Source organism: Bacillus sp. 0209A (genome assembly GCF_036765095.1).
In the GTDB taxonomy this organism is placed as follows: Bacteria; Bacillota; Bacilli; order Bacillales; family Bacillaceae; genus Bacillus; species Bacillus subtilis_G.
This window is the reverse complement of sequence record NZ_JBAIZV010000002.1, coordinates 807,199-827,523: the sequence shown is the minus strand read 5'-3', so window position 1 is coordinate 827,523 and position 20,325 is coordinate 807,199. Positions and strand designations below refer to the sequence as shown.

Genomic DNA, 20,325 nt, shown 5'->3' with positions numbered 1-20,325 from the left:
ATGGATGCGTTCTTTTTATTCATAGCGCAGCGCGTCTACAGGCTGAAGCTTAGATGCCTTGATGGAAGGAAGCAAGCCGAAGATAATGCCGACTGCCATTGAAAAGATGAGTGCCCCGACAACAGCCGGAACGGAGACGATAAAAGGCATTGGAAAAACGACCGTCAGCAGCTTAGCGATGCCGAAGCCCGCCAGCACACCAAGTATGCCGCCAATGCTTGTCAGCACGACCGCCTCAGTTAAAAATTGAAATAAAATCACACGCCGCTTAGCACCGAGCGCTTTCTTAATCCCGATTTCCCTCGTGCGCTCCGTGACGGAAACGAGCATGATGTTCATGACGCCGATACCGCCGACCAAAAGTGAAATACTGGCGATTCCGCCAAGCAGCAATGCAAATGACTGATTAAAGGACTCCACTTCCTGCGCGATCTCCTGAAGATCCATCACACTATACTCTGCTTTTTCCAACTCAGCATCTGACAGTCCTTGGTTTAAAAGATCAGCAGCCATTACGCCGGCTTCTTGGATATGCTCAGAAGAATCAGCCTGCACAGCAATCTGTGTCGGCGCGTCAAATCCTTCAATGAGCGGCCACACTTTTTTCGGAATGTACAAAACCGGGTTCGCATAGTCGCCTTCAAACATGCTTTCCTGCTGTTTTTTTTCTGTGAAAACACCGGCGACCTTAAACGGCACACCATTCATCTCAATGCTTTTATGCAGAGCGTCTCCGTCTGTAAACAGTTCATCTCTGGCAGCTTCATTGATCATCGCCACTTGGTGTGTGCTGTTCAATTCGTTTTCCGCCAGCTTTCTCCCTTCGGTTATACGGATTGGGAACATATCAAAGTAGTCACCGTCAACTCCGTATACCTGAGGGTACGAAACGTTTGTCAAATGAAAGACGCTCGCGCCTTCAGACAAGTAATATAAGGATAATCCTTTGACCATAGGATCAGATTTAATCGCCTTTACTGTTTCGTCAGCTACAGGCGGTGCAGTCGTATACGAAACCTGATAGCCGCCGCCCTCCTCTTCTCCGCCCGACGGCTGGTAGACAACATTGATCGCGTTATTTCCCATGCCGATCATGCTTTGCTTTAATTGTTCGCTTTGCCCCTTCAGCATCGATACAATCGCGATAATTGCCGCTATGCCGATAATGACACCGAGCATTGTCAGAATGGATCTAAGTTTATGAGAGAAAATCGATTGAAAGGAGATTCGAATATGTTCAAGCATGGCTGATATCCCCTCTCTCATCTAATACCAATTCTCCATCTCTGATAAAAACGGTTCTGTCAGCTTTTTTTGCAACGTCCGGGTCATGGGTAATCATAATAATGGTCTTGCCTTCTTGATGCAATTCAGAAAACAGCGACAAAATTTGTTCGCTTGATTTGGTATCAAGCGCCCCGGTCGGTTCATCAGCTAAAATAAACCTCGGCTGATTGACTAGGGCTCTCGCTATCGCCACCCGCTGCTTTTGCCCGCCGGACAGCTTCGGAGGCTTGTAGGAGACCCTGTTTTTCAGCCCGACCTTTTCCAGCGCTTCATAGGCTCTCTGCCTTCTCTCTTTTTTCTTCACTTTATTGTAGATCATCGGCAGCTCGACATTTTGCAGTGCGGTGAGACGCGGCAGCAAATGAAAGGTTTGAAACACAAACCCGATTGACTCGTTGCGGATTTCGGCTAAGGCACCGTCTTTCCCTTTCAATATATCTATCTGATCAAGCGTATAGGTTCCGGAGGTTGGCCTATCCAAACAGCCGATGATATTCATTAGCGTTGACTTTCCAGAACCGGAAGGCCCCATAATAGCTAGAAACTCACCAGCTTGGACCGTCAGATTAATATGTTTTAAGATCGGAACTTCTTCTTTTCCCAGCTTGTACGATTTCGAAATATTATTCAATGTCAGCATTGACTGTAACCTGCTTTCCTTCCTTGACCGCGGGATCAGGATAGATCACATAATCTTCCGGCGTCAAGCCGCTCTTAATTTCCACCATGTCATTTTCATCAGTCTCTCCGATTTCAACAGGCTGCTTGACCGCTTTCTGCTTCTCATCCGCTTTCCACACGTACGGTTCTCCGTCATCCTGAATGACCATGTCGGAAGGCAGCTTAATCGTGTCCGCGTCAGCCTCATCACTCATCACTTCGATGTTGACATGATAGCCGACTTCGAGACCTTTATGGCTGTCTAATAAAACGGTGAAAGGATAGTTAGAGGATTGAGGGTTCATTTCTTCTTCAGCAAAACTTTCTGATTCCTCACCCTCGCCTGTTCCCGCTGGAAGCTTGCCGATCGAAGTGACCTTTCCTTTCCACTCGCCTTCACCGCCTGTTTTCAGCGTGACTCTGACTTTGCTGCCTTTTTTGATTGTGTCCATTAACAGCTCGTTGATTTGGCTTTTGACTAGGTATTTGCCCGTCGAAACAATCTGGATATACGGTCCTGCTGCCTGGTCGCCCGTTGCTCCGGCGGCGATATCCTGATTGACGCTTTGAACGATCCCGTCATGCTTGCTTGTTATGACATTGGAACCTTTGTTTTTCGTCAGGGCAGCCAGCTCTTTTTGATGCTGCTTCAGCTCAAGCTGGCTTGTTTTCAAATCGAAATTGGCCTGATCAAGCTCATCTTGAAGCTGTGATTTCTCTTCTTTTCCAGCCGTTTTCAGCTGTTTTTCCGTTTCCGTTATTGATTTTTGCAAGCGGCTGATTTGCAGGTTTGTCATTTCGATTTGCAAATTGGCTTGTTCAACTTCGTCAGAATGATCCTCGTCCTCATACTCAAAAAGCTTATCGCCCTTTTTGACCTGATCGCCTTCTTTGACGTATGTTTTTTTAATGCTGCCTTTTTCAGAATCGATATATACTTTCTGCTGCTTCTCAGGTTCAACCTTTCCAGAAAACGTTTGGCCTGATTCTGACTCTCCTCCCATGTATACCGCTACCGATTCTGCATAGGGCTCCGACGATACGGCAACTTGGTTGATGTGGGTAAAAAAGTAAACACCGCCGGCGCCGATCCCAGCTAATACAAGCACACCGGCACATATCGCACCGCCAATAAGCCATTTTTTCTTCTTGGACACACCGATCTCCTCTTTCTGTAAACTATGTAATATTTTCGAAACATTATAACCAATATTATCTATTAATTCAAAAAGACTTGCAATCTTTTTATTGAAATGAAGGAATCAAATAGAAAAATTGTATTTTCACGGCTGAAAATAAAAAATCCCGGCTCTGAACCGGGATTTTTCTTACACAGAAATAAGCGCTTTTTCATTTTTAATCAGGTCATAGGTCAAGCATACAGGTTTATTTGTACGGGGATCGGTCACGATTTCGGCATCAATCTGAAATACCTGCTTCAAAATGTCCGGTGTCATGACCTCCAGTGCGCCGCCCTCCTTGATAACCGTGCCGTTTTTGAGCGCGATCATATAATGAGAAAAACGGGCCGCGTGGTTCAGATCATGAATGACCATTAAAATCGTCCGCCCCTGTTCTTTGTTGAGCCTGTCAAGCAGCTGCAGAATTTCAAGCTGGTGTGCGAGATCAAGGTACGTTGTAGGTTCATCCAGCAGCAGCAGTTCCGTCCCTTGCGCAAGCGCCATGGCTATCCACACCCGCTGACGCTGTCCGCCTGACAGTGCCTCAATCGGCCGTTCAGCGTATTCAGCCATGCCTGTTTCTTCAAGCGCCCATTTGATAATCCGGCGATCTTCATCATGTAATCGGCCGAATCCTGATTGATGCGGAAACCTGCCGTACGACACCAATTCATACACCGTTAAACCGCTTGGCGCTTCAGGTGTCTGCGGCAGAATCGCCATATCTTTCGCAATGTCTTTTGTAGACATTTTATGAATGGCTTTGCCGTTTAAATAGACGGCACCTTTATGTGAACGCATAATTCTGGACATTGTTTTTAATATTGTTGATTTTCCGCAGCCATTCGGGCCAATTAAGGTGGTGATTTTCCCTTTAGGAATCGAGATATTTAAATCTTCTACAATCACCGTGTCACCATAACCGATTCCAAGCTGTTCCGTTGATAATGAATTCATATTCGGCCCCCTCCTCTAATTCGCTTTCATCAATAAATAAATAAAGTAAGGCGCGCCTAGCACGGAAATGACAAGTCCGACCGGAATTTCCGAAGGTGCCAATACATTTCTCGCCAGCGTATCAGCGAGCAAAAACAGAAATGCGCCGATGAAGGCGGAGACCGGTATCAGCGTCTGGTGACGCGGACCGGTAAGCCTTCTTGCCACGTGGGGCGCAATCAATCCGAGAAACGCGATGCCCCCTGCAGCTGCCACGCATGAAGCGGCAAGAGTGACCGCCGCCAGAAGGAGAATCCGTCTTTCCCTTTCAACAGCAGTGCCCAGCCCCGTCGCTAATTGGTCTCCGAGCTGCAAAATGTTCAAATAACGTGCCTTATATAAAGTAAACGGAAGCAAGATCACAATCCAAGGAAGGATCGCCCAAATCATATTCCAGTTCGCCCCCCATATCGAGCCGGATATCCAAACCGCGGCCTGCATAAAATCATGAGGGTCCATCTTGAGCTGAAAAATCAGCAACAGAGCGTTAAAACCAGCATTCACGCCAATACCTACTAAAATCAGCCGAATCGGTGTCACGCCTTTTTTCCAAGCCAGAAGATAAATGAGAAGCGCGGCGAGAAATGCGCCAGCCAAAGCACTGAACGGCAGCATAAATGTTCCGAAAAAGCTGAGATCTGAAGCTGACCCTTGAAAAAAGTATATAAAAAGCACAACAGCAAGCGAGCCGCCGGCGTTAATTCCAAGAATGCCGGGCTCAGCCAGATCATTTTGAGAAACGCTTTGCAAAATGGCGCCGGCAACAGCGATTCCTGCCCCAACGAGCAAAGAAAGGATGATCCGGGGCAGCCTGAACTCAAATAAGACAAGTTCATCACGCGCCGTTCCTTGACCGAAAAAGACTTGAAGCGTTTTAAGCGGTGCAATTTTGATGACGCCCAAATTTAAACTGATAAAAAAGACCAGCACGATGAGCAGAAAGGTCACAACCATCACAGCGAGCGGTTTTTTCGTTTTTGTTTTCATTACAGCCCTCTCCTTTCCCGACGTGCCAAATAAAAGAAAAAGGGAACACCGATAAGAGAGGTCAGCGCGCCGACAGGCGTTTCAAAGGGCGCGTTGACGAGTCTTGCCGCAATGTCAGCAAAAACTAGCAAAACGGCGCCAAGCACCGCCGAGCAAGGAATAATCCACCGATAATCCACACCCACCAAAAACCGGGTAATATGCGGAATGATCAGCCCGATAAATGCGATGGTGCCGGCAATGGAAACCGCAGCTCCCGTCAAAATCACAACGACAAGCATGCCAACCAGTTTCACCGCTGATGTATATTGTCCAAGCCCTTTCGCCAGCTCGTCTCCGAGACTTAACACTGTCACAGACCGGGCGATGATAAACGCAAGCGTTAAACCGACCGCCCCTGCGAGAAGCAAGAGATGAACACCTGACCATTTCACACCCGCTACCCCGCCTGCATACCAAAAACTGATATCCTGAGCGACATCAAAGCGGATTGCAACGGCGGTTGAAATGCCTGTAAAGAAATAAGAAACTGCCGATCCAGCCAGAGCAAACTTTACTGGCGTAAGTCCGCCCCTTGAAAACATGCCAATCCCCATTACTGTTGATGCCCCCAGCCCCGCTCCTGCAAAGGACCATAGCACAAGCCCCATCGTCGAAAGCCCGGGAAAAAAGGCAAATGCAATTGAAATGGCAAACGCAGAGCCTGATGTAACTCCCATAATCGAAGGCTCTGCCAAAGGGTTTCTCGTCATCCCCTGCATGATCGCTCCCGAGACTGCTAACAAAGCGCCGACAAGCGCGGCGGCAGCCGTTCTCGGCAGTCGAAGATCGTGTATGATTTGGTGGGATGTCTCTGTCGGCTGAAAATGAAAGATGGCGTCCCACACCGTGCGCAAATGAATATCCGCAGCACCGAGAGATATAGATAAAAGCGCGCCAAGGCATAGTAAACACATCCCTGCAATAAGGACAATGACCGCGCCAAATGACCTTGACGTCCATTGGTTTTCTTCTGATATCGTCTGTATATTTTTACTTTGACTCAACAGCCGTACTTCCTTTCCAATAATGATAATGATTATCAATTACTGATCAAGTATATCATTTTTTTGCGCTGTTGTAATAGAGCGTTTTGAACAAAAATGAGCATATAATTGCAAAATTACCGTGTAAACTGGCTCTTGCGATGGTATAATCACATTGATAATGATTCTCTTTATCACCCATTTTTCGGAAAGAAGGTATGAGATATGACCCTTATATATAAGAAACTCGGAGCCGCGTTTTTTGCCGTGTTATTGATTGCAGCATTGGCAGCCTGCGGGAATAACACAGAAAGCAAAGGCTCTTCCTCTGATTCCAAAGACGAAGAAACCGTTACATACAAGGCTGAAAACGGAAATGTGAAAATCCCTAAGCATCCTAAACGGGTGGTTGTCATGGCTGACGGCTACTACGGCTACTTCAAAACACTCGGCATCAACGTCGTCGGTGCGCCTGAGAATGTATTTAAAAACCCTTATTACAAAGGAAAAACCGACGGCGTTACAAGCATCGGAGACGGTACTTCCGTTGAAAAAGTCATTGATTTGAATCCTGACTTGATTATCGTCTGGACAACGCAAGGCGCTGATATTAAAAAGCTTCAAAAAATCGCGCCGACTGTCGCGGTAACATACGATAAGCTTGACAATATCGAGCAGCTGAAAGAATTCGCAAAAATGACAGGAACTGAAGATAAAGCAGAAAAATGGCTGACTGAGTGGGATAAAAAAGTTGCGGCGGCTAAAACAAAAATCAAAAAAGCTGTCGGTGACAAAACAGTCTCCATTATGCAAACGAATGGAAAAGACATCTACGTATTCGGTAAAGATTTCGGAAGAGGCGGAAGCATCATTTACAAAGATCTTGGCTTGCAGGCTACAAAGCTGACAAAGGAAAAAGCCATTGATCAGGGTCCCGGATATACAAGTATTTCATTAGAGAAGCTCCCTGACTTCGCGGGAGATTATATTTTCGCGGGTCCATGGCAAGCAGGCGGCGACGATGGCGGCGTATTTGACAGCTCCATTTGGAAGAACCTAGACGCCGTTAAACACGACCGTGTCTACAAGATTGACCCTATTGGCTTCTATTTCTCTGATCCGATTTCATTAGAAGGCCAGCTGAAGTTTATTACGGAAAGCTTAACAAAATAAACAAAAGAGCCGCCTGCCCGCGGCTCTTTTGCACATCTATAAGGAGCGGCTCATTTTGAACCACATCGGATATTTTCTTGCGCAATTCATATTTAGCTGCATCATCATCGCGATCAGTTTTTTTAACGGGCTCTATATCGGAAAACCTTTTTCTAGTGTGCTTCTTGTATTTATCTTAGTGCTCGTTCTGTTTGGTTTGCTGGAAAGGCTGAAAAAACGCTTTTTGCATATTCGATTATCCGTGAAGGTTTTTCTTTCTATTTCTGCTTTCCTTTCAGCTGTTTTAACGATCGGATTGCTAACACGGCAAATTGTGATTTTATAAAAAAGACACCTGATGGAAACTAATCAGGTGTCTTTTGTTTATGCTTTCCGGAACTTTTTAACAACAAATGGATAAACGATCAAGCCGACAAAGAATAAACCGATGCCGAGAGTAAATGTCGTTAAATCCGCTGTGCCTGTTATGATGACAAACAATGAGTATGCGCACGCTAATATCGCGATTAATCCGTCTTTTACACGGGAACCTCTCAGCTGGTCATACGTTTCACCTTTGATGACAAGCTTCAAGCTGTAAATCGCAGATACCAAATACGGAATTAAATACGCAAGTGTTGCCGCTGTCGTTAAAAACGTAAATGCGTCACTTATTGTCCGGGAAATAACCGAGAAGATGAAGACCTGTGACATGACGTTTGTAATCATTAATGCGATAATCGGACTTCCCTTTTTATTCGTTTTTGCAAAGAATGCCGGAAAATCTCCCGCTTTAGCGGCTTGATATGGAACCTCAGAGCCAAGCAAAATCCAGCCGAGCATCGTTCCGAATAAACAAAGGATAGCCAATAGCGCCATAATCACGCTTCCCGCGTTTCCGACAATCGCATACAGCACATCAACGAACGGCTTTTCAGAGCCGACAAGCTTATCATGCGGCAGAACACCCATCGTAATTAAAGTCACGATAATATAAATGCTCAAAGCAATCAGCAATCCGGTAATTGTCGCGCGTTTCACATCACGCTGAGAGCGCGCACGGCCGGATAGGATAACTGCTGATTCAATTCCGACAAACGCCCACAGTGTAGAAATCGCTGCGTTATGCACCTGGCCGCCAATTCCAATGCTTGTGCCGTTTTCTCCTTGAACCGGAAAATAAAAATGATCGAATAATGCCGTTTGAAACACAAACAATCCGGCAACGATAAAGAAAACAAAACCTAGTACTTTAGAAAGCGTCGTGACAAAGTTCAATTTACTTGCACCGTTAATGCTAGTAACGAGAATCGTGTGCGTGCCCCATAACAAGATCGTACATACTGCAAACGTCAGCAATTGGCCGAGTGTCACCTCTTGCCCGCCGAGCGAAAACATTTCACGTTTATCAACCAAGATCGGGAAAAACGAAGTCAAGTAACCGGCGAGGCTTGTGATAATCGCCACGTTACTGATCCAGCTCGCCACCCAGTAGCCCCACACCATTGTGAAACCGGCAGCGTTCCCTTTCTTCGGATCAGAGAACAGCGCCCTTGCATAACTTTGCGGTCCCGCCTTCAGTTCAGGCTTGCGGATGGACAAATGCCCGAAGACAAGTGCAATCATCAGCACGCCGGCACCTGTCAAAAGCCAAGCGGACGTGGCGCCAAGCGGACTCGCGATTGAAGCAAGCGAGCTTGGCAAGGAGAAAATTCCCGATCCTACCATATTTCCAACGACAAACGCCGTTAATAACCAAAAACCCCATTTTTTCGTCTGTTCCATTCCAGTACCTCCATGATTCTTTGTACGGACCAGACCCCGAGATCATGTAAACGCAAAAAAGCCTGAACAAAAGTCCATGCTTAAAGAAACACACACCCTTGATCTCCGGATAGCCCTCCGCGAAAAAGCACGCGGCAGTCCTGCACTTATTCAGATACAGTCCCAGCATAGAGAAGGATCGGCTTTCTCCACACTTCGGCGCTGATGCCTTTTACACATGTTAAACAGCCCCTGTCAGCCTGGCATGTGCTACTCATCATCCGCGCAACCTCTACCTCACTGAGAAAGAGTGAGGATTTAATAATTCAGTTACTCCCAGAAGGTTATCAAAGAAAGGATGATCTGTCAAAGGGAACAGATGGAAATACGGATAGAGCCAAGCCCTATCCGCATGGGTTATCGATTGTTTTTCTTTTTTTGCACAGCTTCTTGAAGCGGATCATCTTTTAGAGCTGAACCGGCATCTTCAAGAGCTCCCTGGATTACGTTTTTTTCTTTTTCAGAACGTTTTCCTTTATCTTTATTAAAGAAATCCATTCGTATCACCTCTTTTAGAAAATAGGTACACGATTAAGATGCCTTTTTCCTTGAAAAATTATGCGAAAAATTTTTTATCGTCCAAAGTCCTGTTGATCAAACATACATTCTCTTGATATATTTGTAATTCAGACATTTTTGCAAAAGATAAAAGGAGAAGCGAGAAATGACAGGAAAAACACACATCATGGGAGGCATCGCTTCTTGTACGGCAGCGGCTTATTATTATGGATTTGATCCTGTGCTTATGACAGCGTCCGGCGCGGTTGGGGCATTGATTCCCGATATCTGCCACACGCAAAGCAAAATCGGGAGAAGATTTCCTATCCTATCGAAAGTCGTCAGCTCCGTTTTTGGCCATCGGACGTTTACGCACAGCCTGCTGTTTCTGCTCATCATGTTTTTTATCACTGCCACATATATTCCAGATAAAAACATATCAACCGGACTGATGATCGGAATGGCGAGTCACTTGATTCTTGACGCTTGGACGGTGAATGGAATTAAATTATTATTCCCTTCAACGATTCGCGTAAGGCTCCCATTTTATATGAAGACAGGCAGTTTTTCTGAGCAGCTTGTGTTAGCCGGCCTGACAATTGCATCATGTTACTACTTTTATATGCTGTTTCATGGACGCATGTTTTAAACGTGAGTGCTGACACTTGTCTGAACGGGCTATTTTTAGTAGGTTTTACATAAGAAGCATTTCATGCAGATGATCAAGAAAACGTGAGGAGTCATATTAATGAAAGGAACCCTTTTTCACAATCAGCGGTTTTTATGTATTTCGATCGTATTCATGTGGATCAAAACGTATGTAATCTATAAAATCGGGTTTGATTTGCAGATTGATTCTCTGTCGGAGGAGCTGATACTGCTGATCAATCCGCTCAGCTTTATCCTTCCTTTATTCGGGATTGGCCTGTTTCTAAAAGATAACAAGCAGCGGGTTTTTTTGCTGATTGCCAATTTGGTTCTGACTGTCATCTTGATCTCCAATACGATTTTTTACGGCTTTTATATCGATTTTATTACCATTCCGGTTTTGTTTCAGGCCAGTAACATGAGCGATATGGGCAGCAGTGTAAAAGAACTGTTCAACCCTCTGTTTATCGCCCTGTTTGCGGATTTGGTTTGTCTGCTGCTGATTGCCCGTAAAGAGAAGAACCCGCAGACAAAAGCCGCCCCCCGCACGATTAAACGGTACTATGCAGCTTCCTGCGGCATGATTCTATGTACTCTGGCACTTGCAGAAGTACAGCAGCCGAAGCTTTTGGCACATTCCTTTGACCGGGAAATGCTCGTCAAAAGCATCGGTCTGTTTCAGTTCCATATATACGATACGATTTCTCAGACTGTGAATATAAGCGCGAAGGCATTTGCCGATGAAGACAGCATGACTGCGATTAAAAACTATACAGAGGCTGATTACAGCAAGCCTGATCAAAGCAAGTTCGGGCTGGCAAAGGGGCGCAACGTCATCTTTGTAACGCTTGAATCGACCCAAAGCTTTGTTCTGAATGAAAAGGTAAATGGAAAAGAAATCACCCCGTTTATGAATGATTTCATCCAAAAAAGCTATTCTTTCGATCATTTCTATCAGCAAACAGAACAAGGCAAAACATCTGACTCAGAATTCATCGTCGCCAACTCACTGTATCCCTCCCTTAGCGGGGCCGTCTTTTTTACGAAAAGCGATCATCAATTTCATACGATGTACAAATCGCTGAAACAATATGATTATTATTCAGCCGTCTTTCACGCCAACCATAAAACATTTTGGAACCGAGATGTGATGTACGATACATTTGGGATTGACCGCTTTTTTGATGTTGATGATTTCCACGTCACTCCCGGGACATCGACAAGCTGGGGCCTAAAGGATAAGGAATTTTTAGAGCAGTCCGCCGGCAAGCTCAATAGCCTGCCGCAGCCGTTTTACAGCAGTTTCATCACGTTAACGAACCATTTTCCGTTTGAAATTGATGAAAAGGATCAGCTGATTGATGAATACGATTCAAGCAGCGACCTGTTAAACCGCTATGTGACTACGGTGCGCTATGAAGATGAGGCATTGAAGCGTTTTATCAAAAAGCTGAAGGACGAAGGCTTATACGAAAATTCGATGATTGTATTCATGGGAGATCATTATGGCATTTCTGAAGCCCATAACGAGGCGATGGCCGAGTTTTTAGGAAAAGATGAAATCACGCCGTATGACAACGTTCAGCTCCAGCGAGTGCCGTTTATCATACATATTCCGGGAATCACAGATCAAAAGCCGGAAATCATCCCTGATGCCGGAGGGCAGGTCGACGTCAAGCCGACACTGATGCATCTGCTCGGCATTGAGACAAAAGGCGATATCCAATTTGGCAATGATTTGCTGTCAAACGACCGCACTCCATTCACCGTGCTGCGAAACGGCAGTTTTATTACGAACGACTATGTATACACGAAAAACACGTGCTACAGCCAAAAAACAGGGGACGTGCTGGAAGATCAGGATGCGTGCCTCCCATATAAAGAAAAAGCAACCGAAGAGCTGTCTCTCTCTGATAAAATTTTAAACGGAGACCTGCTCAGGTTTACTCAATAAAAAAATCCCTCTTTGAGGGATTTTTTACGTTTCCAACATCACTTTGCCGGTGAGTTTTGTTTGATAGCCGTTCAAATGAGACAGATTCGCCTTGTATTCCTCAGCATTCAAGATGTCTTTCACGGCTTTCAGCAGCTGCTCATGTTTTTTCAAAACGACGATATCATATTGTTCGTCGATGAGCGGGATAAAATCAACACTGCCCATATGTGCCGCGTGCTGCGCCCCGATTCCCGCGTCAGCCTGTCCGCTTGAGACTTGTGAAGCGACAGCGTAATGATCGGTCACGATATCGCCGTATCCTTTTACATCAGCCGGTTTCACACCGAGCAAGCCAAGCTGTTCATCAAGCAGCACTCTTGCGCCAGAACCCTTTTCTCTGTTGATGATCCGGATATCTGCCCTTCTTAAGTCATCCCAGCCTTGAATGTTTTTCGGATTCCCTTTTTGAACATACAGTCCGGCTTTGCGGAGAACGACATTGATCAGACAAAACGGTTCACCTGACAAAATCCGTTTTACATAAGGCGCATTATACTGGCTGGTTTCCGCATCATACAAATGCAGGCTGACAATGTCACACTTGCCTTGATACATATCAATCAGGCTGTTTAAGCTTCCTTTGTATTTACGGAGCGGCGTCTCCTGAATCACATTCTCCAAATGCTTGCTGAGCAGATCCATCGAAATGTCCTGTCCGCTGATCATGACATTCTTTCTGCAGTCCGGCTCAGCCTCCTGCATCTGATTCGGCTCTTCGGCAGCAGAAATGGGCTGCGACATTCTCATATTCATCTTATATTGCTTTAAATCTTCTTCATCCACACGCATCTGCCTTCCGACACGGTAAGCAGGCAGCACGCCTTTTTTAATCAAATCATAAACGGTCAGCTTTGATACCTTCAGCAGACCTGCAACTTCTTCTATCGTATAGGAAGAGGTTTCATTCATCATCATCACTCTCCTATTTTATTATACCTTTTCGTCGAATGTAAAAAAACCCACATAAGCCAAACATAATCAGTTATAATTAGATATAACTAATTATAAGGGGTGCAATCATGTTTAAAAAGTATTCCATGTTAACAGCAGCCTTAACCGCTATTCTGCTTACAGCAGGCTGCTCCGCAAACCAGTCTTCATCGGATAGCGAGAAAAATGTAACGTTAACCATCTCAGCTGCCGCCAGTGCACAGGATGCGCTTGAGGAAATCCAACAAAACTATGAAAAAGAACATCAAAACATTAAAATCCAAGATAACTATGGCTCATCCGGCGCCTTGCAAAAACAGATTTCTCAAGGAGCGGGGGCAGATCTTTTCTTCTCAGCTGCTGAGGATAAATTTCAAAAGCTGGTAGATGATGGGGATATCGCCAAAAAAGACAGCACCGATTTAGTCGGCAATGAAATCGTGTTGGCCGTGCCGAAAAACGGCGATTCACCTGTGACAAGCTTCAGCAATCTGGCGGATTCAGAAAAAATCGCCCTCGGAACGCCGGAATCCGTGCCGGCGGGAGCTTACGGGAAAGAATCACTGACAAAGCTTTCTCTATGGGACAATGTGAAGGATAAGATCGTTTACGGAAAAGACGTTCGCCAAGTCCTTTCTTATGTAGAAACAGGCAATGTGGACGCAGGCGTTGTTTATAAAACTGATGCTCTGATCTCGAAAAAGGTCAAAATCATTGACGAGGCAAAAGCAAATACACACAGCCCGATTGTCTATCCATTAGGAATTGTAAACGATACAAAACACCGTAAGGAAGCGAAGGAATTTTACGATTACCTGCAATCTGATGAAGCAATGAAAGTATTTGAAAAATATGGTTTTACTGCCGAGTAGTATAAGCGTTTCAGCGTTTTTTACACCTGTTGTGCTTTCCTTTCAGGTGGCGGCAGTTGCCGGAATTGTTGTCATTATTCTCGGAACACTGGCTGGAGCACGGATGTCGCGAGCATCATTTTTCGGAAAAACGGCGCTCGAAACATGTTTTATGCTTCCGCTCGTTCTTCCGCCCACTGTTGTCGGTTTTATCTTGATCGTCATTTTCGGAAAGCACAGTTTCATCGGACAAGCCATCGAGTGGATCTTTCATCAGCCTGTCATTTTCACCTGGTGGGCCGCTGTGATCGCCTCGGCTGTCGTGGCCTTTCCGCTTATGTATCAATCCGCCAAAACTGGATTTGGTGACATTGATCCCGATATACAGGGGGCTGCAATGGTAGACGGCGCCAGCAGATGGAAGGTGTTTATCCATATTTCCATCCCGCTCGCCTATCCTTCATTGCTGACCGGAAGCATCCTCAGCCTTGCACGGGCGCTCGGAGAATTCGGCGCAACACTGATGTTTGCAGGAAACATTCCCAGTGTTACGCAAACACTGCCGACGGCCATTTATGTCGCATTGGATTCCGGGAACAACACCCTTGCCTGGGCCTGGGTCGTCTGTATTGTTGTCATTTCCTTTTTGATGCTGTTTTTCATTCAACAGAAAAAACCACACTAAAAAACTCCCCGTCACGGGGAGTTTTTTATTAAAACAGAAGCTCATCAGGATTTGGACCGACGCGCTCATCTTTGTTTAACGCGTCAATTTTGTCCATGTCTTCTTGAGACAATTCGAAATCAAAAATATCAGCGTTTTCGATGATACGGTGTTCTTTAATGGATTTTGGAATCGTGACAACCTCATTCTGCAGATCCCAGCGCAAAATCACTTGAGCCACAGATTTATTGTGTTTTTCAGCAATCTGTGCGAGCACTTCGTTATCCAGCAGCTGTCCCTGCATGAGGGGAGACCATGCTTCCAGCTGGATGCCTTGTTTTTTACAATAGTCTCTTAATTCTTTTTGCGTCAAACGAGGGTGATATTCCACTTGGTTGATCATCGGTTTGATTTCAGCATCTTTCAACAGCTCTTCTAAATGATGAACTTGGAAGTTGCTGACGCCGATTGCGCGGATTTTGCCGTCTTTGTACAGCTTTTCAAGCGCGCGCCATGTATCTTTATATTTATCCTTGCCAGGCCAGTGGATCAAATATAAATCTAAGTAATCAAGCTGAAGTCTTTCCAAGCTTTTTTCAAAGGCAGCAAGGGTTGTTTCGTAGCCTTGATCTTCATTCCATACTTTGGAGGTAATGAAGAGCTCTTCTCTTGCCACACCGGATTCTTTAATCCCGATGCCAACGCCTTCTTCATTTTTGTAGATTGCTGCTGTATCAATGCTGCGATAGCCGTTTTTAATGGCAGCTTTCACAGATTCAGTCGCTTCACTTCCGTTTTCTACTTTAAAAACACCAAGACCGAACCAAGGCATTTCAACTCCGTTATGTAGTTTTACAGTATCTTTTAAACTTGTTGGCACTTGAACATCCACCCTTTCACTGAAATGTAAGCGTCTATATTATCTCACACTCCTCTTAGGCGATACCAATAATACGCTTAAGAGCCGCTTTTTGCTTCTTTTTTCACAGCAGGGCAAAGCGTGACACTATTATTTTCCTATTTTAACAATATTGAGATTATAAATGGAATAAGCAGGGTATGCGATTAGTGTCACCAAATCAAAACAAAGGAGGAACCAAATTGAAACGTATGCGTATCCCGATGACACTTGCGTTAGGTGCCGCTTTGACCATTGCCCCTTTGTCCTTTGCTTCGGCTGAAGAAAATCCCGGTGCGCAGATTTCCCAGGCAACAACAGCCGGAACATCTGCCGCTGAGGTAGGTTTAAACGTCAACCTGGATGTACTTGGAATTGCCAACCAAATCGCCGATGCCATTAAATCCGCACAGAACCGAGATGGATTTGTGAAAAACCTCATGGAGTCTTCCTTCTACGCGTCCGGCCAAAAATACAACGTCATGGTATTTAATTTAAGCCAGGAATATGAAGATCACTTAAACGGTGTGCAATTTTACGGCTCAGCCGTTTACGACGGCATTACGTACGGCATTTGGGTATTTGAAGACGGAACCTTTACAAACAAAGGTGATGGCGGCTGGATCAACTGGGCCTTCAGAGGCTGGTTCGACCGGGATGGCAGCACTGTCGAATTCCATCGTCCCTAATATAGAAAAAAGCTGGCGCTCTAACGCCAGCTTTTTTGCTGCATCTATTCGCCGCCTTCAAGCATGGCGGCTTCCACATCATTAATGTATTGGCGAAGTTCATGGGAGATGTCCCGAGAAATTTCTCGCTTTTCGAAGAGCGTTTGAATTTCATTTCTGATCGCCTGCACAGCCTTCAGCTTCACTTCCAGCTTCTGAGTTTCAAATTGGGCGCTTGATTTCAGCTCATGATGACTGTGTTCCAGCCTGAAAATTAACTGTTTATAAAACGTAATGACAGATAAAAACACTTCTTTATGTTCTTCCGTCTTATGTTTTTCCAGATATTCAATTGCTGCTTTTGCCGTTTTCACTCTCGTTGCCTGTATCAATCCCGCTTCATTTAAAATCGGCAGCTCCGGCTTTTTATGTTCATCGAAGAAAATCCAATACATCAGCCGCTTGAGCCTTGTTTTTGATAATCCGACTTTAAATGGGTTGCCATACAAAATTTCTAATTCATTAAACCGTTCTTGCAGTACGTTTACTGTTTCTTCCGGGATGTCTCCCCGTTCCAGCATTTTCATCAATGCCTCATGCTCAGCGATAATGGCTTGCGCCCGGACTTTTCGCTCTTGTTTTTTGATACGATTAGATGAAGTATATTGCTGAAAACGAAGGTTTTTCATCTTTTCGTTGTATTCGCCTATCACCGCAAGAGAGGCTGTTTTGTTTGTATCGTTCATGTCCTCTTTAATCGTTTGGAGAGCTGTTTTAATCAATTTGCGTCTCGCCGTCAGCAGCTTTTTATTTCTTTTTTCGTCTTCTTCTTCCTTTTCAGTCAGAAGGGGAAGCACAACGGCGGCAATGACAAGTGTGCATAAAATGACGCCGGCTGCCAAAAAGAGAATTAGATTTCTTTCCGGAAACGGTGTGCCATCCTCCAGAAAATACGGAATGGAGAAAGAGCCCGCAAGCGTTACAGCTCCGCGCACACCGGAAATCGAAAGTAACAGCGTCGAACGAAGACCCGGTTTATAAATGTTCTGGTCCTTATTAAAGAACCATTTTCCGTTCCAGAAGAACAGCACCCATAGAAATCTGAGGAGCATTAGCGTAAATGTGATCACAAGGATATAACTGATTACCTTCATGTTGCTAACTGCGGTGTCATTAAAGATAACGGAAATGACGTCCGGAATCTGTGCTCCGAGAATAACGAAGACCAGACCGTTCAAAATAAATAAAATAATGTTCCATGTACTCGAGGAGACGATTTGCAGTTTGGCCATCGTTGATTCCAGACGATCCTGTTCAACCGCATGGGTGATTCCACCCGCCACAACGGCTAAAATGCCGGAAACGGCGATTTCTTCCGCTGCCAAATAAATCACAAACGGCGTCAGAATTTGAATCAGCATATGCATTGTGACATCCTGCATGCCAAGACGGCGCAGGAAGAGGCGGAATCGAATAATGAAGAACGAAATGACAACCCCGCACAGCAAGCCTCCAAGAGAAATAAAGACAAAGCTGACAGCCGCTTGTGCTAATGAAAATGCACCGGTCACTGCTGCCGCAATCGCAAACTTAAAGGCCACCAGACCTGATGCGTCATTCATCAGCCCCTCCCCTTCAAGCAGGCGAAGAATGCCTTTTGGCATTTTCACTCTTCCTGATAATGCGCTGACAGCGACGACATCAGTCGGTGAAAGAATGGCCGCAAGTCCAAAAGCCGCTGCCAGCGGAATAGCAGGAATCATCCAGTGAATCGTGTATCCACCTACAATCACAGTCGCAAATACAAGGCCGAGTGCGAGCAATAAAATCGGAGCGCGTAAATTCCAAAGCTCCGCCCGCGGCGTTCTCTTCCCATCATTAAATAGAAGAGGCGCGATAAACAGAACAAAAAACAATTCGGTGTTTAATTCAAAATGAAGCCCCTGTGGAAATGAGGCCGCAAGAATCCCAAGCGCCACCTGAATCAGAGGCACGGGAATAAACGGAATAAACCGGTTCACGATATTGGATATCGCAATAATCGTTAATAAAACGAGAACAACTAAAAATATGTCCAAATACATGACCTCCTTCGTCTGAGATAGTCGATGGATCTGCTTGTCTAAAAGAGGCTGAGGCTGGGACGGCATTGCATCCGATATGTGATGTTGGCACGAGTTTCCTCCACACTTGTCTTCTTTTATAATACCCTTTTTAGGGTATTATTTCTCACGATACGCTCATAGTGAATTTTTTTTGTAGCAGGGCAAATTTCAGGCAAAAAGAGACAGGGAGCTACCCCTGCCTCTCGTCTTTCTTTATCAGTTATGAAAATTCGTGCCGTCAGTTGTTGCTTTAATGATGCCTGCGCGAATGACAAAGTCACCGAAGTGCTCGCCTTCCTCGCGTTCTTTCGCATAACGTGAAAGAAGTACGCGCAGCTCGCTTAAAATGTCTTCTTCACCGATGTTTTCACGGTACATTTTGCTTAAACGGCTACCATCAAATGCAGCACCAAGATACATATTATATTTGCCCGGCGCCTTTCCGATAAATCCAATCTCACCGAGTGCATGGCGTGCACAGCCGTTCGGGCACCCGGTCATGCGAATGGTGATTTCCTGATCACGAAGGCCGTTTTCGTCAATGATCTTTTCAACCTTATTTAAAAGGGTCGGCAAATAACGCTCTGCTTCAGCCATTGCCAATCCGCAGGTCGGAAGCGACACACACGCCATAGAGCTGCGGCGGAGCGCTGAATGGTGCTTGCCGTCAGTTAATCCGTATTGCTCAATTAATGCACTGATTTCATCTTTTTTGTCGCTTGAAACGTTCGCAATAATCAAGTTCTGATTGGATGTCAGACGGAACTCGCCTGTATGAACTTTGGCGATTTCCCGCAAGCCTGTCATCAGTTTATAATGATCGTAATCCGTCACACGGCCGCCTTCGACAAACAGCGTAAAATGCCATTTATCCTCAATGCCTTCCACCCAGCCGTAGCGGTCGCCGTTATGATCGAAATGATACGCCTTTGCTTCTTCCAAGCTCCAGCCGAGACGGTTTTCCAATTCTTCTTTTACAGTTTCTAAACCGAGGCGGTCAACGGTGTATTTGAACCGCGCATTTTTGCGGACAGAACGGTTTCCGTAATCACGCTGAATCGTAATCGTTTTTTCAGCAACGTCATACATTTGCTCAGGACGGCAGAACCCGATCACCTTGGCTAATTGCGGATATGTCGCTGTGTCGCCATGCGTCATTCCCATACCGCCGCCGATTGCCACGTTAAAACCGATCAGTTCGCCATCTTCGACAATCGCAATGAATCCGAGATCTTGTGAAAAGACGTCTATATCATTAGATGGCGGGACGGCAATACCGATTTTAAATTTCCGCGGCAGATAGAGCGGGCCGTACATTGGCTCGACTTCTTCCTCAGGCGTGCCGGCCACTTTTTCCTCATCAAGCCAGATTTCATGATAAGCTCTCGTCCGCGGCAGCAGATCGTCACTTAATTTTTTAGACCACTCGTATACCTCTGAGTGGATTTCAGACTGATAAGGGTTCGATGCGCACATCACGTTGCGGTTTACGTCTCCGCAGGCTGCGATCGTATCCAAAAGAGCTGAGTGGATCGTCTGAATGGTTTTCTTCATGTTCCATTTCAGAATTCCGTGCATTTGGAATGTTTCACGTGTCGTCAGTTTTAATGTGCCGTTCCCGTATTTCTGGGAAAGGTCATCCATGACAAGCCATTGTTCAGGTGTTGAGACGCCTCCTGGCATACGTACGCGCAGCATGAACTGATAGGCCGGTTCAAGTTTTTGCTTTTGGCGTTCATTGCGGAGGTCACGGTCATCCTGCAAATAACTGCCGTGGTGTTTCATCAGGCGGTTGTCATCATCCGGAATTCCGGCACTGATCCGGTCCAGCATCACTTCTTTCAGTGTGCCGCGCAAATAATCACTTTCTTCTTTAATGCGTTCAACATCACTTGGAGAGCCGTCCGGTGCTTTTAAGATTTTGGTCACCATGTTGAAAAACTCCTTTCAAGTCA

The 20,325-nt window shown here is 45.5% G+C and carries 19 protein-coding genes and 1 riboswitch; of the genes, 7 read left to right on the top strand and 12 right to left on the bottom strand.

What is annotated here, in order from left to right; genetic code table 11:
- Positions 1-15: 15 nt before the first annotated feature.
- From V6D44_RS09340 to V6D44_RS09315, 6 genes are all read right to left on the bottom strand, one after another.
- Complete coding sequence (locus V6D44_RS09340) at positions 16-1,245, bottom strand: ABC transporter permease (protein ID WP_202328043.1); 1,230 nt, start codon at positions 1,243-1,245, stop codon at positions 16-18.
- Positions 1,238-1,927, bottom strand: coding sequence for an ABC transporter ATP-binding protein (locus tag V6D44_RS09335; protein WP_087991119.1), 690 nt, complete (start codon positions 1,925-1,927; stop codon positions 1,238-1,240). Before V6D44_RS09335 ends, V6D44_RS09340 begins: the two co-directional genes overlap by 8 nt.
- Positions 1,911-3,104, bottom strand: coding sequence for an efflux RND transporter periplasmic adaptor subunit (locus V6D44_RS09330; RefSeq protein ID WP_333516428.1), 1,194 nt, complete (start codon positions 3,102-3,104; stop codon positions 1,911-1,913). The genes V6D44_RS09335 and V6D44_RS09330 overlap by 17 nt, the downstream gene beginning before the upstream one ends.
- Before the next feature lie 171 nt (positions 3,105-3,275).
- Complete coding sequence (locus V6D44_RS09325; protein WP_202328042.1) at positions 3,276-4,085, bottom strand: ABC transporter ATP-binding protein; 810 nt, start codon at positions 4,083-4,085, stop codon at positions 3,276-3,278.
- Positions 4,086-4,100: 15 nt separating this feature from the next.
- Complete coding sequence (locus V6D44_RS09320) at positions 4,101-5,111, bottom strand: FecCD family ABC transporter permease (protein WP_087991121.1); 1,011 nt, start codon at positions 5,109-5,111, stop codon at positions 4,101-4,103.
- The gene (locus V6D44_RS09315) at positions 5,111-6,157 is read right to left on the bottom strand and encodes a FecCD family ABC transporter permease (RefSeq protein ID WP_087991122.1); all 1,047 of its coding nucleotides are present in this window, start codon (positions 6,155-6,157) and stop codon (positions 5,111-5,113) included. Before V6D44_RS09315 ends, V6D44_RS09320 begins: the two co-directional genes overlap by 1 nt.
- A gap of 204 nt (positions 6,158-6,361) precedes the next feature.
- Between V6D44_RS09315 and V6D44_RS09310 the strand changes: the two genes are divergently transcribed.
- A complete protein-coding gene (locus tag V6D44_RS09310; protein ID WP_202328041.1) occupies positions 6,362-7,309 on the top strand; it encodes an iron-hydroxamate ABC transporter substrate-binding protein in 948 nt (315 codons plus the stop codon).
- 55 nt (positions 7,310-7,364) lie between these two features.
- Positions 7,365-7,634: a hypothetical protein gene (locus tag V6D44_RS09305; RefSeq protein WP_176365275.1), complete on the top strand. Its 270-nt coding sequence runs from the start codon at positions 7,365-7,367 to the stop codon at positions 7,632-7,634.
- A gap of 38 nt (positions 7,635-7,672) precedes the next feature.
- On the opposite strand, the gene V6D44_RS09300 is transcribed toward V6D44_RS09305, so the two are convergent.
- On the bottom strand, positions 7,673-9,073 hold the full coding sequence (locus V6D44_RS09300) for an amino acid permease (RefSeq protein ID WP_202328040.1): 1,401 nt from the start codon (positions 9,071-9,073) through the stop codon (positions 7,673-7,675).
- 102 nt (positions 9,074-9,175) lie between these two features.
- Positions 9,176-9,355: riboswitch (Lysine riboswitch) on the bottom strand.
- A gap of 114 nt (positions 9,356-9,469) precedes the next feature.
- Complete coding sequence (gene sspJ / locus V6D44_RS09295; protein ID WP_010330072.1) at positions 9,470-9,610, bottom strand: small acid-soluble spore protein SspJ; 141 nt, start codon at positions 9,608-9,610, stop codon at positions 9,470-9,472.
- 166 nt (positions 9,611-9,776) lie between these two features.
- On the opposite strand from sspJ, the gene V6D44_RS09290 reads away from it, so the two are divergent.
- Both V6D44_RS09290 and V6D44_RS09285 read left to right on the top strand, forming a co-directional pair.
- Positions 9,777-10,259, top strand: coding sequence for a metal-dependent hydrolase (locus V6D44_RS09290; protein WP_253268571.1), 483 nt, complete (start codon positions 9,777-9,779; stop codon positions 10,257-10,259).
- Between the two features lie 99 nt (positions 10,260-10,358).
- Complete coding sequence (locus tag V6D44_RS09285) at positions 10,359-12,212, top strand: LTA synthase family protein (protein ID WP_333516425.1); 1,854 nt, start codon at positions 10,359-10,361, stop codon at positions 12,210-12,212.
- Positions 12,213-12,236: 24 nt separating this feature from the next.
- Here the strand turns inward: V6D44_RS09285 and V6D44_RS09280 are convergent, their stop codons facing one another.
- Complete coding sequence (locus tag V6D44_RS09280; protein ID WP_087991175.1) at positions 12,237-13,163, bottom strand: substrate-binding domain-containing protein; 927 nt, start codon at positions 13,161-13,163, stop codon at positions 12,237-12,239.
- A gap of 110 nt (positions 13,164-13,273) precedes the next feature.
- Here V6D44_RS09280 and modA point away from each other — a divergent pair, with 110 nt between their 5' ends.
- Both modA and modB read left to right on the top strand, forming a co-directional pair.
- On the top strand, positions 13,274-14,056 hold the full coding sequence (gene modA, locus V6D44_RS09275; protein WP_087991126.1) for a molybdate ABC transporter substrate-binding protein: 783 nt from the start codon (positions 13,274-13,276) through the stop codon (positions 14,054-14,056).
- A complete protein-coding gene (modB, locus tag V6D44_RS09270; RefSeq protein WP_141113386.1) occupies positions 14,028-14,720 on the top strand; it encodes a molybdate ABC transporter permease subunit in 693 nt (230 codons plus the stop codon). The genes modA and modB overlap by 29 nt, the downstream gene beginning before the upstream one ends.
- Before the next feature lie 28 nt (positions 14,721-14,748).
- Here the strand turns inward: modB and pgoN are convergent, their stop codons facing one another.
- Positions 14,749-15,579 (bottom strand): glyoxal/methylglyoxal reductase, encoded by an 831-nt coding sequence (gene pgoN / locus V6D44_RS09265; RefSeq protein ID WP_087991127.1) that lies wholly within the window; start codon positions 15,577-15,579, stop codon positions 14,749-14,751.
- A 221-nt stretch (positions 15,580-15,800) separates the two neighbouring features.
- Here pgoN and yvgO point away from each other — a divergent pair, with 221 nt between their 5' ends.
- Complete coding sequence (gene yvgO / locus V6D44_RS09260) at positions 15,801-16,286, top strand: stress response protein YvgO (protein WP_087991128.1); 486 nt, start codon at positions 15,801-15,803, stop codon at positions 16,284-16,286.
- Between the two features lie 44 nt (positions 16,287-16,330).
- Here yvgO and V6D44_RS09255 read toward each other — a convergent pair whose 3' ends face one another.
- Together V6D44_RS09255 and cysI are read right to left on the bottom strand one after the other, a co-directional pair.
- On the bottom strand, positions 16,331-18,343 hold the full coding sequence (locus V6D44_RS09255) for a Na+/H+ antiporter (RefSeq protein ID WP_087991129.1): 2,013 nt from the start codon (positions 18,341-18,343) through the stop codon (positions 16,331-16,333).
- A gap of 243 nt (positions 18,344-18,586) precedes the next feature.
- The gene (gene cysI, locus V6D44_RS09250; RefSeq protein ID WP_087991130.1) at positions 18,587-20,302 is read right to left on the bottom strand and encodes an assimilatory sulfite reductase (NADPH) hemoprotein subunit; all 1,716 of its coding nucleotides are present in this window, start codon (positions 20,300-20,302) and stop codon (positions 18,587-18,589) included.
- Between the last annotated feature and the right edge of the window lie 23 nt (positions 20,303-20,325).

Coding starts and splice junctions, on each gene's coding strand:
- V6D44_RS09320 (WP_087991121.1), bottom strand. CDS start 5,111: ATGAAAACAAAAACGAAAAAACCGCTCGCTGTGATGGTTGTGACCTTT.
- sspJ (WP_010330072.1), bottom strand. CDS start 9,610: ATGGATTTCTTTAATAAAGATAAAGGAAAACGTTCTGAAAAAGAAAAA.
- V6D44_RS09310 (WP_202328041.1), top strand. CDS start 6,362: ATGACCCTTATATATAAGAAACTCGGAGCCGCGTTTTTTGCCGTGTTA.
- V6D44_RS09290 (WP_253268571.1), top strand. CDS start 9,777: ATGACAGGAAAAACACACATCATGGGAGGCATCGCTTCTTGTACGGCA.
- V6D44_RS09285 (WP_333516425.1), top strand. CDS start 10,359: ATGAAAGGAACCCTTTTTCACAATCAGCGGTTTTTATGTATTTCGATC.
- V6D44_RS09325 (WP_202328042.1), bottom strand. CDS start 4,085: ATGAATTCATTATCAACGGAACAGCTTGGAATCGGTTATGGTGACACG.
- V6D44_RS09280 (WP_087991175.1), bottom strand. CDS start 13,163: ATGAATGAAACCTCTTCCTATACGATAGAAGAAGTTGCAGGTCTGCTG.
- V6D44_RS09335 (WP_087991119.1), bottom strand. CDS start 1,927: ATGCTGACATTGAATAATATTTCGAAATCGTACAAGCTGGGAAAAGAA.
- modA (WP_087991126.1), top strand. CDS start 13,274: ATGTTTAAAAAGTATTCCATGTTAACAGCAGCCTTAACCGCTATTCTG.
- V6D44_RS09340 (WP_202328043.1), bottom strand. CDS start 1,245: ATGCTTGAACATATTCGAATCTCCTTTCAATCGATTTTCTCTCATAAA.
- cysI (WP_087991130.1), bottom strand. CDS start 20,302: ATGGTGACCAAAATCTTAAAAGCACCGGACGGCTCTCCAAGTGATGTT.
- V6D44_RS09300 (WP_202328040.1), bottom strand. CDS start 9,073: ATGGAACAGACGAAAAAATGGGGTTTTTGGTTATTAACGGCGTTTGTC.